The organism is uncultured Tateyamaria sp., from assembly GCF_947504105.1.
Lineage (GTDB): Bacteria > Pseudomonadota > Alphaproteobacteria > Rhodobacterales > Rhodobacteraceae > Tateyamaria.
Map to the genome: position 1 here is coordinate 1 of NZ_CANNGP010000064.1, position 14,795 is coordinate 14,795.

The 14,795-nt window shown below is 57.0% G+C and carries 17 protein-coding genes and 2 pseudogenes; 10 read left to right on the forward strand and 9 right to left on the reverse strand.

The genetic code is table 11. From position 1 onward, the window contains the following. The first annotated feature begins 84 nt into the window (after window positions 1–84). The 3 genes from Q1A75_RS21810 to Q1A75_RS21820 are packed head-to-tail and all read left to right on the forward strand — an operon-like array spanning window position 85 to window position 1,768. Window positions 85–279, forward strand: a complete 195-nt coding sequence (locus Q1A75_RS21810) for a hypothetical protein (protein WP_299548885.1) — start codon at window positions 85–87, stop codon at window positions 277–279. Window positions 280–305: 26 nt separating this feature from the next. Further along, on the forward strand, window positions 306–1,289 hold the full coding sequence (locus Q1A75_RS21815) for an LLM class oxidoreductase (RefSeq protein ID WP_299548882.1): 984 nt from the start codon (window positions 306–308) through the stop codon (window positions 1,287–1,289). Next, complete coding sequence (locus tag Q1A75_RS21820) at window positions 1,286–1,768, forward strand: SDR family NAD(P)-dependent oxidoreductase (protein WP_299548879.1); 483 nt, start codon at window positions 1,286–1,288, stop codon at window positions 1,766–1,768. Before Q1A75_RS21815 ends, Q1A75_RS21820 begins: the two co-directional genes overlap by 4 nt. Before the next feature lie 512 nt (window positions 1,769–2,280). Here the strand turns inward: Q1A75_RS21820 and Q1A75_RS21825 are convergent. The 6 genes and pseudogenes from Q1A75_RS21825 to hmgA all read right to left on the reverse strand — a co-directional run bounded on the left by Q1A75_RS21825 (window position 2,281) and on the right by hmgA (window position 8,314). After that, complete coding sequence (locus Q1A75_RS21825; protein WP_299548876.1) at window positions 2,281–2,463, reverse strand: DUF2783 domain-containing protein; 183 nt, start codon at window positions 2,461–2,463, stop codon at window positions 2,281–2,283. 3 nt (window positions 2,464–2,466) lie between these two features. Then, a complete protein-coding gene (locus tag Q1A75_RS21830) occupies window positions 2,467–4,098 on the reverse strand; it encodes an FAD-dependent oxidoreductase (RefSeq protein ID WP_299548874.1) in 1,632 nt (543 codons plus the stop codon). A 24-nt stretch (window positions 4,099–4,122) separates the two neighbouring features. Further along, window positions 4,123–5,073 carry an MBL fold metallo-hydrolase gene (locus Q1A75_RS21835; protein ID WP_299548871.1) on the reverse strand — a complete coding sequence of 317 codons (951 nt, stop codon included), beginning with the start codon at window positions 5,071–5,073 and terminating at the stop codon, window positions 4,123–4,125. Between the two features lie 12 nt (window positions 5,074–5,085). Beyond that, window positions 5,086–6,327, reverse strand: a pseudogene (gene fahA, locus Q1A75_RS24320) (fumarylacetoacetase). After that, complete coding sequence (maiA, locus tag Q1A75_RS21855; RefSeq protein WP_299548868.1) at window positions 6,327–6,956, reverse strand: maleylacetoacetate isomerase; 630 nt, start codon at window positions 6,954–6,956, stop codon at window positions 6,327–6,329. The pseudogene fahA and the gene maiA overlap by 1 nt, the downstream one beginning before the upstream one ends. Continuing rightward, entirely contained in the window at window positions 6,953–8,314 is a 1,362-nt protein-coding gene (gene hmgA / locus Q1A75_RS21860; RefSeq protein WP_299548865.1) for a homogentisate 1,2-dioxygenase, read from the reverse strand. Before hmgA ends, maiA begins: the two co-directional genes overlap by 4 nt. Before the next feature lie 73 nt (window positions 8,315–8,387). Here hmgA and Q1A75_RS21865 point away from each other — a divergent pair, with 73 nt between their 5' ends. Beyond that, a complete protein-coding gene (locus tag Q1A75_RS21865) occupies window positions 8,388–8,822 on the forward strand; it encodes a MarR family transcriptional regulator (protein WP_299548862.1) in 435 nt (144 codons plus the stop codon). Between the two features lie 40 nt (window positions 8,823–8,862). Here Q1A75_RS21865 and Q1A75_RS24325 read toward each other — a convergent pair. Together Q1A75_RS24325 and Q1A75_RS21870 are read right to left on the reverse strand one after the other, a co-directional pair. Next, window positions 8,863–9,042 (reverse strand): annotated as a pseudogene (locus tag Q1A75_RS24325) (integrase core domain-containing protein); the annotation flags it as partial. Window positions 9,043–9,235: 193 nt separating this feature from the next. Beyond that, window positions 9,236–10,243, reverse strand: a complete 1,008-nt coding sequence (locus tag Q1A75_RS21870) for a TAXI family TRAP transporter solute-binding subunit (protein WP_299548859.1) — start codon at window positions 10,241–10,243, stop codon at window positions 9,236–9,238. Between the two features lie 130 nt (window positions 10,244–10,373). Between Q1A75_RS21870 and Q1A75_RS21875 the strand changes: the two genes are divergently transcribed. Beyond that, entirely contained in the window at window positions 10,374–11,312 is a 939-nt protein-coding gene (locus Q1A75_RS21875; protein WP_299548856.1) for a LysR family transcriptional regulator, read from the forward strand. A 212-nt stretch (window positions 11,313–11,524) separates the two neighbouring features. Here Q1A75_RS21875 and Q1A75_RS21880 read toward each other — a convergent pair whose 3' ends face one another. Then, window positions 11,525–12,442 carry a LysR family transcriptional regulator gene (locus Q1A75_RS21880; RefSeq protein ID WP_299548853.1) on the reverse strand — a complete coding sequence of 306 codons (918 nt, stop codon included), beginning with the start codon at window positions 12,440–12,442 and terminating at the stop codon, window positions 11,525–11,527. A gap of 99 nt (window positions 12,443–12,541) precedes the next feature. On the opposite strand from Q1A75_RS21880, the gene Q1A75_RS21885 reads away from it, so the two are divergent. The 5 genes from Q1A75_RS21885 to Q1A75_RS21905 all read left to right on the forward strand — a co-directional run bounded on the left by Q1A75_RS21885 (window position 12,542) and on the right by Q1A75_RS21905 (window position 14,783). Further along, window positions 12,542–12,850: a hypothetical protein gene (locus Q1A75_RS21885; protein ID WP_299548850.1), complete on the forward strand. Its 309-nt coding sequence runs from the start codon at window positions 12,542–12,544 to the stop codon at window positions 12,848–12,850. Window positions 12,851–12,854: 4 nt separating this feature from the next. Then, entirely contained in the window at window positions 12,855–13,241 is a 387-nt protein-coding gene (locus tag Q1A75_RS21890; RefSeq protein ID WP_299548847.1) for a DUF4440 domain-containing protein, read from the forward strand. 70 nt (window positions 13,242–13,311) lie between these two features. After that, window positions 13,312–13,743, forward strand: a complete 432-nt coding sequence (locus Q1A75_RS21895; RefSeq protein ID WP_299548844.1) for a hypothetical protein — start codon at window positions 13,312–13,314, stop codon at window positions 13,741–13,743. Window positions 13,744–13,765: 22 nt separating this feature from the next. Further along, window positions 13,766–14,149: a nuclear transport factor 2 family protein gene (locus tag Q1A75_RS21900; RefSeq protein WP_299548841.1), complete on the forward strand. Its 384-nt coding sequence runs from the start codon at window positions 13,766–13,768 to the stop codon at window positions 14,147–14,149. A 28-nt stretch (window positions 14,150–14,177) separates the two neighbouring features. Continuing rightward, window positions 14,178–14,783, forward strand: coding sequence for a pyridoxamine 5'-phosphate oxidase family protein (locus Q1A75_RS21905; protein ID WP_299548838.1), 606 nt, complete (start codon window positions 14,178–14,180; stop codon window positions 14,781–14,783). Window positions 14,784–14,795 lie beyond the last annotated feature (12 nt).

Sequence of the window (14,795 nt, forward strand, 5' to 3'; positions counted from 1 at the left end):
TGGTGGCCACGATGAGCAACAAACCCTCTCTTAGCAAATACCGCTATTTGGACCCATAGGCGCTGACGTCAGACAGGTCATATCATGGGGCTTGCCGCCAATGCGGATCACGAGTGGCTTTACATGTCCCGGATGTCACCGGACGAGGTAGCCGTTTTCAACATTTACGACAATCGGGGGCGGCCCTCCGTCGCACACTCGGCCCTAGATATGATCGAGGACACGTCGATCGACACACCGCGCAAGAGCATCGAGAGCCGGACGTTGATCCGCTATTGAAGGTGTAGATCAGAAGGAGCAATGGCATGCTTGATGACGAGGCAAAGCCTACTTTTCCGGCCCTGAACCGTGCTTACAACACGGTGTTCAGACCCGGCACGCTGACACTTGGTCTGGTCGTTCCCTTGGAGGCCCACGGGAACAGACCCATCCCAGATATGACCCGCCATATCGAGCGCGCACGTCTTGCTGATGAGCTTGGTTTTGCATCTCTTTGGTTACGCGATGTGCCTTTCAATGTGCCAAGTTTTGGCGATGCCGGGCAGATGTTCGACCCGTTTGTCTATCTGGGGCTGCTTTCAGGCGTCACACGTAACATAGCTCTTGGGGTTGCCAGCATCATCCTGCCGCTCCGCCATCCGGCGCATGTGGCCAAGGCGGCGGCCTCCGCTGATCAGCTATCCGGCGGGCGTCTTCTTCTGGGAGTTGCGTCCGGGCACAGGCCCGAAGAATACCCGGCGATGGGGATGACCTTCCCGGATCGCGGCGCGCGGTTCCGTGACAGCCTCGCCTACATCCGCGCCATGTCGGATGATTATCCAGCGTACGCCGGAACGCACGGAGAGCTGGGCGGCCGGGCAGACATGCTCCCGAAACCCGTCGCTGGACGGCTGCCCATTTTGATCACCGGTGGATCCCAGCAAACCCCCGATTGGGTGGCTGAGCATGGCGATGGCTGGATGACGTATCCGCGAGATCAGGCGGCGCAATCCGGTCTCGTACAAGAGTACCGGGCGCTGTCCGTAGCTGCGGGGTCGCCGCAAAAACCGGTGATGCAATCGCTTTACATCGATCTTGTCGCCGAGGCTGACGCAAGCCCGCAGCCGATCCATCTCGGTTTTCGCTCAGGCGTGAGGTTCCTCAAATCCTACCTCATCAGCCTACAAGACGGCGGAATCAACCATGTCGCACTTAACCTTCGCTTCAACACGGCAGATGTTGAAGACACCATGAGACGCCTGGCAGATGACGTGCTGCCAGACTTTCCAACGCAAGAGGCATCCCAATGACCAAGACCATTCTCATCACCGGATCGACTGACGGTATCGGCCTGCTGACCGCCAAGAACCTTGCGGCCCAAGGCCATGAAGTCATCCTGCATGGCCGAAGTGCAGCCAAACTCGAAGCCGCCGCCGCCGAAGTCGGTGGCGAGGCTCGGACCTTCAAGGCCGATCTGTCCTCATTGACGGAAACCAGGGCTCTCGCAGATGCAATCCGCGATAAAGTCGAACGGATCGATGTGCTCATCAACAACGCAGGGGTTTACAAGGTGGCCAATCCGACCTTGCCCAACGGTCAGGATGTCCGCTTTGTCGTGAACACACTGGCCCCTTACGCACTGACCCAGACGCTGCTGCCAATCATCCCGACAGGCAAGCCCACGCAGAATGCCTTTGTGGGTTTGTTCAACGGAGGGCTGCGCGATGAATGTCTAAACGAGTACATCTTCGGCAATCTTGCAAAGGCCAGACAGATCACCAAAAGTTAGAGGATTGATTACAACACAGAACGCCCACACAAACCTCTTGGCGGACTGGTGTCAGCCACCTGCGCCAACCTCAACCGTGCCACCTGACCTACTTTGCTAGAGCTTCGCAAAGGCTCCGCTCAGCAGATCTTGACCGTAACCAAATCAACACAAAGAAACAGGAACGGATCCTACATCTGAACGGCCCGGATCAGGCGCCGGGTTACTTGAGACATCAACAGGGCATTGGCTCTTTGGTGACAGCTTTACTCTGGCCGATCTGGTATGGGATGTCGTCTTCTACGCCTCGACTACCTGGGCAAAAGCTACCTTTGGGACGGTGAGGCGCCGCGCCCCAACGTGCAAGACTATTACAGGAAACGGGCCGTACGCCCGAGCGTTGTGGCCGCAATTTGGGGCTGGCCTGGTTCTCGCAAAAGGCTTCAAACTTCGTGGGGCGCTGAAGCTGGACCACGCCTCAGGTCTGAGGACGGGCATGCGTATTTTTGGGTGATAGCTACCCACCGCGTGCATCATCTGGCGGCGTCGAGCAATCTGGTGAGGGTTTCCCGCTCACCGATGTGATTGGCCATGATCAGAACCAGACGCGCGTTATAGGCTTCGCTCTCTGTGTCGCTTAGCCCGGTATGTGCCTGTAACAGCTCGTCATAAAAGCCGTCGGGATCGGGGAGGTTTGGGTTTAATTCAACGGACATGACTCAACCTTTTCCAATTGCTTTTGCGAGCGCGGTTCCGACAGCCGCCTCGTCAAACGACGCCCAACGAGCGACAACGTGCTGGTCTGGCCGGATCAAGTAAACGGCGCTTTCTTGGTCGCCGAGATAACGCTTCCGCAGGATGTCAGAGGGCGTGTCGATATGTACGGGCGCTGCGGTTATGCTATAGGCGCTGACCGCAGGGGCGGCCTCACCGCCAATGGACAGAACGATAAAGCCGCCGCCCAGTTGATCCAGCAGGAAGTTGTTGCCGTCCGGTGCGTCCGGGCAGGGGGCGCCGGGCCGCGCTCCGGCGGGTCCACCCTTCAGAGCATCCGGTCCGAACAGCGCAAACCCGTCATAGGCGCATGGCATCGAGAGACGTCCGGAGTTTACCATTGGGCGCGCAAAGCTGTGCTTGGCCGCCAGATGCAGAACCGCGTCCCGGAAGGTGCGGCTGATCTTTGACTTTGGTGTCATGAAATCGGTGGCCCGGCTGGAATGAAGTATGTTCTCGTCCGCGCCGTACTCCCGCTCGGTAGCGTAGCTGTCGAGAAGCACGTCATTGGCCAGACCGTTGACGGCTAGATCCAGTTTCCATGCCAGGTTGTCAGCGTCCTGAATGCCGGAGTTGGCCCCCCGCGCACCGAAGGGCGACACCTGATGCGCGCTGTCACCTGCAAAGAAGACGGGCCCATGCCGGAAACTTTGCATCCGACGGCACTGGAAGGTGTAGATTGAGGTCCAGACCAATTCGTAGTCGGGCACAGTTCCGGTCTGGCTGGAGAGCATCGCATCGACGCGGGCACGGATGCGATCCTCATTCATCTCCTTGGCACGGTCGATGTCCCAGCCGAGCTGGAAGTCGATCCGCCAGACGTCATCGGGTTGTTTGTGCAGCAGCGCCGATTGTCCGCTGTCCTTGAAGGGCGGCTCGAACCAGAACCACCGCTCGGTGGGAAAATCGGCGGTCATGCGCACGTCTGCAATTAGGAAGCTGTCTTCAAACACCCGCCCATCGAAGCTGAGTCCCATCATCTCGCGCAGCGTAGATCGTGCGCCGTCACATGCGATGAGGTAATCTGCTTCGATCCGGTACGGTCCGTCGGGTGTGTCAACTTGGAGCGTGACGTAATCGGCGTGCTGTTCTAGCCCAGCTATCTGATTGCGTCCTCGGATCTCGATCAGCGCGCCATCGGCTTGGGCCGCACGAATCTCTTCAACGAGGAACCGTTCGAAATAGGGTTGTTGCAGGTTGATGAAGGCAGGGTTCCGATGCCCTTCTTCCGGTAATAGGTCAAAGTTGAAGAGTTGCCTCTCGCCATGGAAGACCCGGCCGACATTCCAGACCACACCTTTTTCGACCATGGGTGAACTGGCCCCCAGCCGATGCGCAATATCCAGCGTGCGCTGGGCAAAACAGATCGCCTTGCTGCCAAGACCAGCACCGTCATGGTCATCAAGCACCAACGCTGGTGTGCCTTTCTTGCCCAGATCAAGGGCAAGTGCGAGGCCTACCGGCCCGCCGCCTACAATCACGACAGGATGACGCACCGGGGCCATTTGCGCTGTCTGTTCCGGCACCTTCTCATAGGGGTACAGCTGGAACGCGGTTTGGTATCTGACGGCAACCATGGTTGTCTCCTCTCTCCTGATGGATCAGCCTTGCAAAGCCGCCCACATTTCCAGATCGCGTTTGTCCGTCCAAATGCGCGGATGCGCGATGCCGCGAGCCTCGTCATAGGCACGGGCAACGTTGAACGGCAGGCAGTGTTCGTAGATTGCGTAATCCTGGAACTTGGAATCGCAAGTGGCGCGCACGGCGTCCCATGCCTCTTTCAGGGATCCACCACGCGCCGCGACCTTCGCGGCAGGCTGGTAGGTACTGTTGACGAAGTCGCGCGTGCTTTCGATGGCCTGGGCGACCGCGTCTTTGCCCACAAGCGCGTCGCCGCGTCCGGGTGCGATGGCGTCCACGTCATATGCGATGACGCGGTCCAGCGTGTCACCCCATTCATTGTAGTAGCCATCGCCGCAGTAGCAGGCTGAGTGGTCTTCGACGATGTCTCCGGTGAACATAACGTTTTCATCCGGCACATGGATCACCGCGTCCCCCGCGGTATGGGCTCGTCCTATGTGTTTGATGTCCACCCGGCGCTTGCCCAGATAAACAGTCATGCTGTCGCTGAATGTGGTCGTCGGATAAGTCAGGCCGGGGATGCTTTCATGCCCTTCAAAAAGGCGCGGGAAACGCTGGAATTCGCTGTCCCAGTCCTCCTGCCCGCGCTCCTCGACCATGCTGCGCGCGACGTCGGACATTATGATCTGATCGGCGTTGTAGGCAGAAGCCCCCAACACTCGCACCGCATGATAATGCGTCAACACCACATGGCTGACCGGCTTGTCGGTGATGCTACGCACCTTTTCGATGACCTTCTCGGCCAGGCGCGGTGTCGCCTGTGCTTCGACAATCATGACGCTGTCATCGCCGATGATGATGCCCGAGTTGGGATCGCCCTCCGCCGTGAAGGCCCAGAGGTCGCGGCCTACCTCGTCAAAGGTGATTTTCTTCTCGGTCATATCCCCTTGGGATGCGAATGCTTTTGCCATGGATCTGGTCCTTTATGTGGGGAATTTCGGGGCGGATTTGATGGTGCCGGTGCAACTGCCAAATCCGGTCTGGAAGCCGTCACTTATGGTGGCACCATGCAGTGTCAGCGTGTCACCATCTTCGATGAAGCTTCGGGTCTCGCCGGTGTCGAGCGTAAGCGGTTCTTTCCCGCCCCATGTCAATTCCAGCAGGCTGCCTCGCTGCGATTTTTCCGGGGCTGAGATCATGCCGGACCCCAGCAGGTCACCGATTTGAATGATACAACCCGAGGAGGCGTGATGCGCCAGTTGCTGTGCGGCGGAGTAGTACATCTGATTGTAGTTCGTGCGGGCGGTGGTGGTGGCCACTTTTCCGGCGGGGGTCATTGTCATGCTGAGGTCGATGTCAAAGAGCATCGGTTTGGGTTCTTGTAGGTAGGGCAGAAGGTTCTTTTCGCGCGGGTGTCGATGTGCGGAAGGGCTCAAGAGCAGCTGCGGTCACGATCCAGGGGCCGATCGAGGTGGCGAAGGCCTTGGCCTGGAAGGGTCCCAATGGCTGGTATTCCCTAGTCTGGATGTCGCGCGCGGACCAGTCGTTGAGCGGCACATAGCCGAAGATCATGTCATCCGCTTCCGCCACTGAAATCGGTTGGCCGAGTGCGTTGGATCCGCCAATGATTGCTCCATCTCTAGCTCTATGTCGAGCCGCTTGCAGGGCCCGAAAGATGTTACCTCCACATTCTGCGCTTTGGTCTGGCCGTTAGGCCGGGTGATGTCGGTGCCTGAGACCACGACAGAAGACGCGCGCCCGTTGTAGCCGATCGGGATATGCAGCCAGTTTGGCGGTAGCGCGTTTTCGGGACCGCGGAACATCGTGCCCACGTTCATCGCGTGGTGCTTGCCTGCGTAGAAATCAGTGTATTCGATGACGGAGAAAGGCAGGTGCAGTGTTGTCTCCGCCTGCGTCACGAGCGGTGCGTCTGTCTTGCCGCCTTCGCCCAGAAGCGTGGTCAGTTGCGCACGCAGGTCAGCCCATGCGTCTGGCCCCATGGCCATCACGGCGTTCCAGGAGGGTGCGTCAAAAACGGACGCCTCGCCCAGTTTCACCAGCCCGGCGGCCTCAGCAGCAGCCATGTCGAGGATCATCTCGCCAATGGCCACCCCGCAGCGTGGCACGTCCGCGCCGATAGAGAAGACCCCATAGGGCAGGTTGTTGAGCGGAAACGGTGTCTCGGCGCTGTTGGCGCTGTCCACCCAGGAGCGAAGCGGAGTCATTATGAGGCGTCTTTCTGGTTTTCGGGCCTGCCTGTCGCGAAGGCAGGTAGGGCGAGGCGACGGGCCTCGATTTCAGTGAGCCGCGCGAAAGGGGTGAGGTCCACGCCCCAGCGGTGTGAGTTACAAAGCTGGGCGACAAGGCAGATGTCGGCGAGCATCGGGGTGTCACCAAAACAAAACGGTGTTTCGGCTTCGATCAGGGCGGCGAAGGCTGTGAACCCTTCCGTCATACAGTGCCGCATCCAAGGGATCCCGGTGTCATCGCCCGCCAGCGATTTGAGCCGCCCGACCACCTTGAGGTTGTTCACTGGATGCACGTCGGTGGCAAAGGCCATGGCAGCCGCAAGAACCCGCGCCCGCTGCACCGGATCACCGGTGGGCAGTAGGGGTGGCTCAGACGCGATTTGATCCAGATAGTCGAGGATCGCCGTCGACTGCGTCAACACGTCGCCCGCATCCGTGACCAGTGTGAGTGCGCCCTTGATCGGGTTCAGCGTGGCATAGTTTGCGACCGTCTGAGCGCCGGCCACAAGTTCAATGGGGATGATGTCGGCCTTTAGCCCGTTCATACCGAGTGCGATGCGCACCCTGTATGAGGTGGTCGTGCGCCAGTATGAATAGAGCTTCATTTCTTACCCGGCGTTCCGTCAAACTTCTTTTCTATATCAGCCCAGCAGTCGATATAATCGTCCTGCAATGGGGCTTCATCAGCGGCAAAACTGGTCAGATGCTGGGGAAAGCGCGTTTCAAACATGAAGGACATGGTGTTGGCCAGATACTCCGGCGCCAGATTGGTACTTGAAGCTCCTTCGAAGGCGGTCTTGTCCGGCCCATGTGGCAGCATCATGTTGTGCAGGCTCATGCCTCCCGGCACAAAGCCCTCGGGTTTGGCGTCATACTGCCCGTAGATGTTGCCCATCAGCTCTGACATCACATTTTTATGGTACCAAGGCGGGCGGAAGGTATCTTCGGCGACCATCCAGCGGTCGCGGAATAACACGAAGTCGATGTTGGCGGTCCCCTCGATACCCGACGGGGCGGTCAGCACGGTGAAGATCGACGGATCTGGATGGTCGAAGAGGATCGCGCCAACCGGGCAATAAGTGCGTAGGTCGTATTTGCAGGGCGCGTAATTGCCATGCCAGGCGACCACATCGAGCGGTGAATGCCCGATCCGGGTTTCGTGGAACTGGCCCGTCCATTTGACGGTGACGGTGCTGGGCGCATTCCGGTCTTCAAAGGCCGCGACCGGTGTTTTGAAATCGCGCGGATTGGCCATGCAATTGGCCCCAATAGGGCCCCGTCCCGGCATTTCGAATTTCTGACCGTAGTTTTCGCAGACAAAGCCACGGCAGGGACCTTCAAGCACCTCAACGCGATAAACGAGGCCGCGCGGGATGATCGCGATCTCTTGCGGTTCAATATCGATCACACCCAGTTCGGTGCAAAAACGCAGCCGACCCTCCTGCGGTACGACAAGCAATTCGGAGTCGGCAGAGTAGAAATAAGCATCCACCATGCTTTCTGTTGTCAGATAGACATGGCTGGCCATACCCACCTGGGTGTTCACGTCACCCGCTGTGGTCATTGTGCGCATCCCTGTCAACCAGGTCAGTGGCTGATCTGCGTGGGCCACTGCATCCCACCTGTATTGGCCCAGCGACGTCACATCCAGATTCACATGCGGTGCGGATTTCCAATAGGGCAGATCGATTTTTTCAAACCGGTGTGTGTGTTTGACTGAGGGGCGAATGCGATAGCACCACGTTCGTTCGTTCTGGTGGCTGGGTGCGGTGAAGGCGGTGCCGGAAAGCTGCTCACCATAAAGACCATAGTTCGCCTTCTGGGGTGAGTTCATGCCCTGGGGCAGAGCGCCCGGCAGGGCCTCGGTTTCAAAGTCATTGCCGAAACCGGGCATATAGCCGGGGTAGGTGCCAGCGGGTGTGGCGGCCATGTGCAAGCGGGCGGGGGCGATATCCTTGTTCATCAGATAGTCCTCTTTAAAACTATTCTTGATGTAATAGTTGCTTTTGTAACTAACAACAGGTAATTCGAACATCATGACAAAAAAACCTGATTTTGATCTACAAGACTTCATGCCGTATCTGCTTAATCAGGCGGCGGATAAGACAAGCCGCGCGTTTGAGGCGGCCTACAAGGCTAAATATGGCATGCTGCGCACGGAATGGCGGGTGGTTTTCCATCTGGGCCACTACGGCAAGATGACCGCAAAAGTGATCTGCGATCGTGCGCGGATACATAAAACAAAGGTTAGCCGCGCGGTTCACGCGCTTGAGGAGAAGCGTTACTTGGCCCGCAAGCCACTCCCCGATGATCGCCGCCATGAAGTGCTGTCTCTGACCAAAGCCGGGGTGATCGTATTTGAAGACCTGTACCAGGAAGCGCAGCGATTTGATGCGGACCTCATGTCTGTATTCAGTGCCGCAGAACGAGAGCAGATGCGCAATTTTCTGATCAAAATCGCGAAGTTCTAAGCTCGCAGACGGGCCTGCTCCAAGATCGATTGATCGGCTTTTAATTGCGATGATTCCCCCTTGAACTTGATCGTCCCTTGCGATGGCACATATCTGGGCCACTGATTTGGGATTTCTTTAAAAAGGTTTCCGGGGCGGACGGACGCATGTTTAGCGACTGGTGAGGACGGGTGTGATTGTACTGTTTGAGCCAGTAACTGATGACGATCTGAGCTTGCTCGGCCGTCGTGAACTATTCGGCATCAAGCACTTCTCTTCGGAGCGTTCCATTGAAACGCTTGCTATAGCCGTTCTCTCAGGGCGACCCCGGATAAATGCGGATCGGCGGATCCCCACTCTTCGCGGCAGGTCCTGCATCGCCTCATCCCCCTCTAAAGGGAAGGGGATGAAGGCTTTGTGTGTCGAGGGTCTCCTTACTTCAGAAGACCAGCCTCGCGGTAGAAGCGCTCGGCACCAGGATGCAGCGGCACGCCCAGTTCGGCGATCCCGTCCAGAGCCGTATCAGACGTGATCTGCTTACCCTTGGCATGGCCGTTGTCGAGAAGCTTGCGGGTGTTGTCGTTCCACAGCGCCTTGGTCAACTCATAGACAAGCTCTTCGGACAATTCGGAGGACACATTCAGAAGGGCGCTGACCGCAGGAGTTTTGATGGCTTCATCTACGCCTTCATACACGCCGTCAGGGATTTCTGATGGGATGTAGGCTGGGATGATCTCGTTGATTTTCTGAAGGTCTTCGTCACTAAACGAATGCAGTGCCATGCCCTTGGTCGAGGCCAGTTGCACCATCGCTGCGACCGGCCAGCCTGCTGCGTAGAAGTAAGCGTCGATCTGACCGTCCGCGAGACGTTCTGCAGACTGGCTGTTGTTAAGCTCTGCTTCGTCCATGTTGTCGCGCGTGACGCCCCAAGCTTCGAGCATTTGCAGCACGGCGACCTGTGTGCCGGAGCCTGCCTGTGCGATGCCGACACGTTTGCCTTCAAGATCGCTCAGATCGCCAATTGCCTGACCGGCAGGCAAGACAAGGTGCAGATCTTCGGGGAAAAGGTTCGCCACAACACGCAGGTTCGGGTGGGGCTTGCCTTCAAACTTACCCTCGCCCAGATACATGGAACGGGTCACGTCAGCTGCGGCCAAACCGGCTTCAAGTTCGCCGTTTTGAACAGCGGAATTGTTGAAGACTGAGGCGGTTGTGGACTGCGCGATTGCGATCAGGCCAGGCACGCCGCATTGACCACCATCTTCGCAAGCCCGCGAACCTGGAGGAGCCGAAATGCCATTGGCGATCGTGCCCCCAATTGGGAAATAGGTCCCGCCGGCGCCGCCAGTACCGATGCGGAAAAAAGTTGGGTCCTGCGCAAGCGCTGGTGCAGCCATGATCGCTGTAAGCGCGATACCGGCTAGGGTTGCCTTGATAGTCATGTTGTTCTCCCAGTTGTTAAAGCCCCGTCCGGCTTCCACGGACTCTTGGCAGTAACATTTTAGGGAGAGATGACATAAAAACAAATTTAATATATTTTACTTTACTAAGTTTTTTGCAATACTTAGCCGTATGAATTTCACGCAGCTTACCGTCTTCCGAGAGGTCATGGCCTCGGGTTCGATTTCACAAACGGCGAAGAAATTGGGGCGTACCCAACCTGCCATTAGCGTTACGATCAAGAAGCTGGAAGAGTCGGTCGGGATTGCGCTTTTTGAACGTCGCGGCAGGCAGCTGATCCCGGTACCAGAAGCGCGATATCTATTAGCCGAAGTGTCCGATGTCCTCGACCGACTTGCAACAGTTTCAGGGACAATGAAGAGTCTGCGCAACGCGGAGACCGGAAGTCTGAGTGTCGCAGCGATGCCGGGGCCATCAGCATTCCTGTTCCCCAGGTTCATTGCTAACAACATGGATACCAGCCATGAGTTTCGGATCACCTTCGCGTCGCGAAGCTCACCCCAGATACGCGAATTAGCAAGCACGCAGAGTATCGACTTTGGGTTTGCTGACTTCGATAATCCAATCGCGAAAGTACCACAGTACAGGCCGGAAATTATCAGCGCCGACTGTTTTTGCGCGGTAAACAAAAATCACACTCTGGCAAAAAAGTCGAAGCTGGCAATCAGTGATCTTGATGATGTTCCCCTAGGCACATTGCACCACGACCATCCTCTTTCCAGGAAGCTGTTGCAGGAGTTCGATAGAGCGAATGTTGCCCTTTCATCCATCATTGACAGCCAGTTCTTCTTACCGTTGATGCCTTTCATCAGTGCGGGACATTGTAGCGCCATTGTCGATCCCCTGACAGTCATCACGGCGCGCGAACGCCTTATCGACAATGAAGATGTTACGTTCGTTCCGCTGGATGCCTCTATCCGGTATGAGTACGCGACGTTGATACCACTTCATCGTCCTCTGTCCAAACTTGCACTGCGTATCAAAGATGAGTGGATGGCAGAGGTGAACAGGATGCTGACTGAACTTGGTGCGCATCCTGAATTTGCGTGACGAGCACTGCCTGCTAACGTCGCGATCTGCCGTCACATTGTATTTTGGGCTGACGGCTTCGTCCAATACGTGCGAGACTGGCATCAATTGCCTGTCGCCGGATAGGCTATCGCGCATGGTCAACTAGCATGCCGCGCGAGCAGGTCACTTGGGTTTCCGGTGGGCAAGGCAAGCCATCACAGAACCTGCATTTTTGGTGATTTAGATAGTATTTAGCTCACGTTTGTTCCGGAACTATAGGATACGTTCTTGACCAAATCGAGAAACGCTCTCAGCCGTCGCGTCATATGGCGTTTGCTTTGGTAGTTAAGCGAGTAACGCGGCATCGGCGCGAGATGGGAGCCAAGTACCTCGACTAGATCATTTTTAGCGATGTAGGGTGCCGCAATCTCGGCATAGACATAGGCTAGGCCCAAGCCTTGTGCTGCATAGTGCAGTAGTGAGCGCATATCGTTCGCGATCAACCTGGGTTTCGGTTGCACTACAAAGGCTCCGTTGGCTCTGGTGAACCCCCAAGGTGCAAGCCGATCGCCACGTCCAAAAGCGTAGCAGATTGTGTCGTGGTCGAGTACGTCATGCGGATGCTGTGGTGTCCCGCGCGTGTCCAAGTAGCCGCGTGCTGCGACAATCGCCATTTTTAACTCGGGCCCAACCGGAACGGCATGCGTGTCAGGGGCCATCAAGGTTTGCGAGCGGATGGCTGCGTCGATACCTGAGGTTAGCAAATCGACCTTCCTGTCGTCATAGATGACCTCGATTGCAACGCTGGGATAGGCTATTGCAAATCGAGCCAGCAGGTCATCCAGAAAAAACGGGCCAGCACTGTAGGGCGCAGAAAGCCGAAGAGTGCCGCTGACCTCATCCTTCTCTTCATCCAATGCACTGAGCGCACCTTCGATGTCGGAGACGGCGGGCAGGCTACGCGCGTAGAACTGTTCGCCAATCGGTGTCAATGCGACCGAGCGTGTTGAGCGTTCGAACAGTCGAACGCCAAGTTGGTCTTCAAATCGCTGAATCGCTTCGCTCACCGTGGCAGGGGCTTGCTGCAAATGCTCTGCCGCCGCACGGAAGCCGCCGCGGCGGGCGACTTCGACAAACACGCGAATGTCTCCAAAGCTGTTGCGACTCATTGTTCGTTTTTCCGATCACTGTGTTTGGCAAAAGTACGGTTATCCTTACGATAGCAGTTGACTACATTCTCAGCAAGCCAGAGAAACAAGGAGCCTGTTATGACCACGATCACTGAAATCTTTGTCCTCAAGATGAAAGACGGTGCGCATGTTGATGCGGTTAGAGAGGCGGCGCGCAAGGACTTCGTCGCACTGGAAGGTGTAACGTCCTGGGATACGCTGGTGTCTGTCGATCCGAACCGGCCGACGCTTTACACCGATATCTTCACCTTCCCGGATCACGAGACAGCCAGCCGAGTTACACCGCAATTCTCCGAGCGTCCTGCAACCAAGGCGTTTCTGGCCGAGATAGACGACATCGTCGTTGGACAGTTCTTCCAACCACACAAACCTGAGACAACGGAGTAAACTCATGAGCGTACGTACAGAAATCGAAACCGTCATCGGACTTTGGAATGGGGGCTTGGATGGGGGCGACATTGAGCAGATGGTCAGCACCTGTCACGCCGATACGGTGACTGTCAATGAACGCCAACCTGTAACCGTCGGCACGCAGGCCATTCGTGACAAGTACAACCCGCGCATTGCCGCGGCCGAGATCACATCCGGTTTCGACATCGAAACCCTCGCCGAATTTGGGGACACCGTTGTGGTTGTGGGCCGCTTCTATGGCACGATGAAGATGCGTGACACCGCTGAAGTGCGCAGCCCCGAAGGCCGTCTGACGTTGGTCTATCAACGGGACGAGGCTGGCGCGTGGAAAATGATCCTCGATATGGACAACAACGGCCCTGCCTAAGTTCGTCAGGCCGCGCTGTCCGCAGCGCGGTCGTCATCCCCTTACATGCAAATGAAAACGGAGCCTCCCCATGACCACCCTGGGTACCGTCACCAGCGAGATTGTCGATCTGCATGCGTTCTTCGTTGAATGGTTCAATGGCACGGTTGACCGCGATCAACTCGGCCCGCGATTCCTGTCGCGGTTGGACGAAAATGTGGTGTTCATTCCGCCGGAGGGCCATGTCTTGACCGGTACGATGCTCAAGGAAGGCTTCGATCGTGGCCACAGTTCGAATACGGACTTTCGTATTCAGATCCGTGACGTGACCATTCGGCACAAAATCGATGATCTGGTGATGGCCACCTATACCGAATGGCAGGTTGGGGCCACGCAGTCCGAACATGCGAACGCGCGCGTCACCAGCGTTCTGATGAAGCTGACCAATCCCGTCACATGGTTGCACATCCAGGAAACCTGGTTGCCGGAAAGCATCCGGGACGCAGGGTCCTTTGACTTCTGATCCCCAAAAAACCGAGGACATCATGACCACACATATCGCACATCGGCCCCGCGAAATTGCTGACTGTGTCAGCGCCTATCTGCAAGAGGGCGATCTCAATGGCATTGCGTCCATGTTTCACCCGGATTGCCAGATATACTTTCCTCCAGACCAGCCGCCCGCCAAGGGGATCGCCGGGGCCCGGGCTGCGTTCGAAGGGTTCATGGAAATCAGGCCCGAGATAAAAAGTGACGTGTTCAGCGAAGTGATTATCGGCGACATCGCCTTGCTGCGTGCGAATTGGAGCGTCGTCGCTCCGGACGGCACCGTGATGGCCGAAGGGCAATCAACGGAAGTGGCAAAGAAACTGGAAAATGGTGGCTGGGGCTATCTGATCGACTGCCCCAATGGCCCGCCCACGTTGTAACCGAAACATCTGCCTCGGAGGCCAATCCATGACCATCAAGCATTTCCATGAAGGCGAGCTAAAACTTCAAGACCAGACCGGCTGGCGTGCCAGGATCGATACCATGACGCAGCACCTGATGCGCGACTACATGTCCGATCAGCACCGTGAATTCTTTGAAGGTCTCGAATACATCTTTCTGGGGACGGTGGATCAATCGGGACTACCCCATGCCTCGATCGTGACGGGGCAGGTTGGATTTGCCACAACACCAGATCCGAAGACATTGGTGATCCAGACCGGGGACCGCGCGGATGCGCGTGCCTATAACGCGCTCGCGATTGGTCAGCCTGTCGGTGTTCTGGGCGTGGACCTTTCAAACCGGCGCCGGAACCGGATGCACGGGCGCATCTCGGATCTCGACGCCCATTCGATCACGATCACGGTCGTGCAAAGCTATGGTAATTGTCCAAAATACATCAGCCTGCGCGAGATTTCTGAGCGTGCGATCCAAGTCCCCGGCGATGCCACGACACGGCGCGATGGTTTGTCTGATGCCGACACGGCGATCATCCGTGCGGCGGACACCTTAGAGGTGGTCCTAGATTTTCGACCAATTTGCAGCCGGTTTAAGATGGATCAGGGGTTCATTTAGGCTGCTATTCTC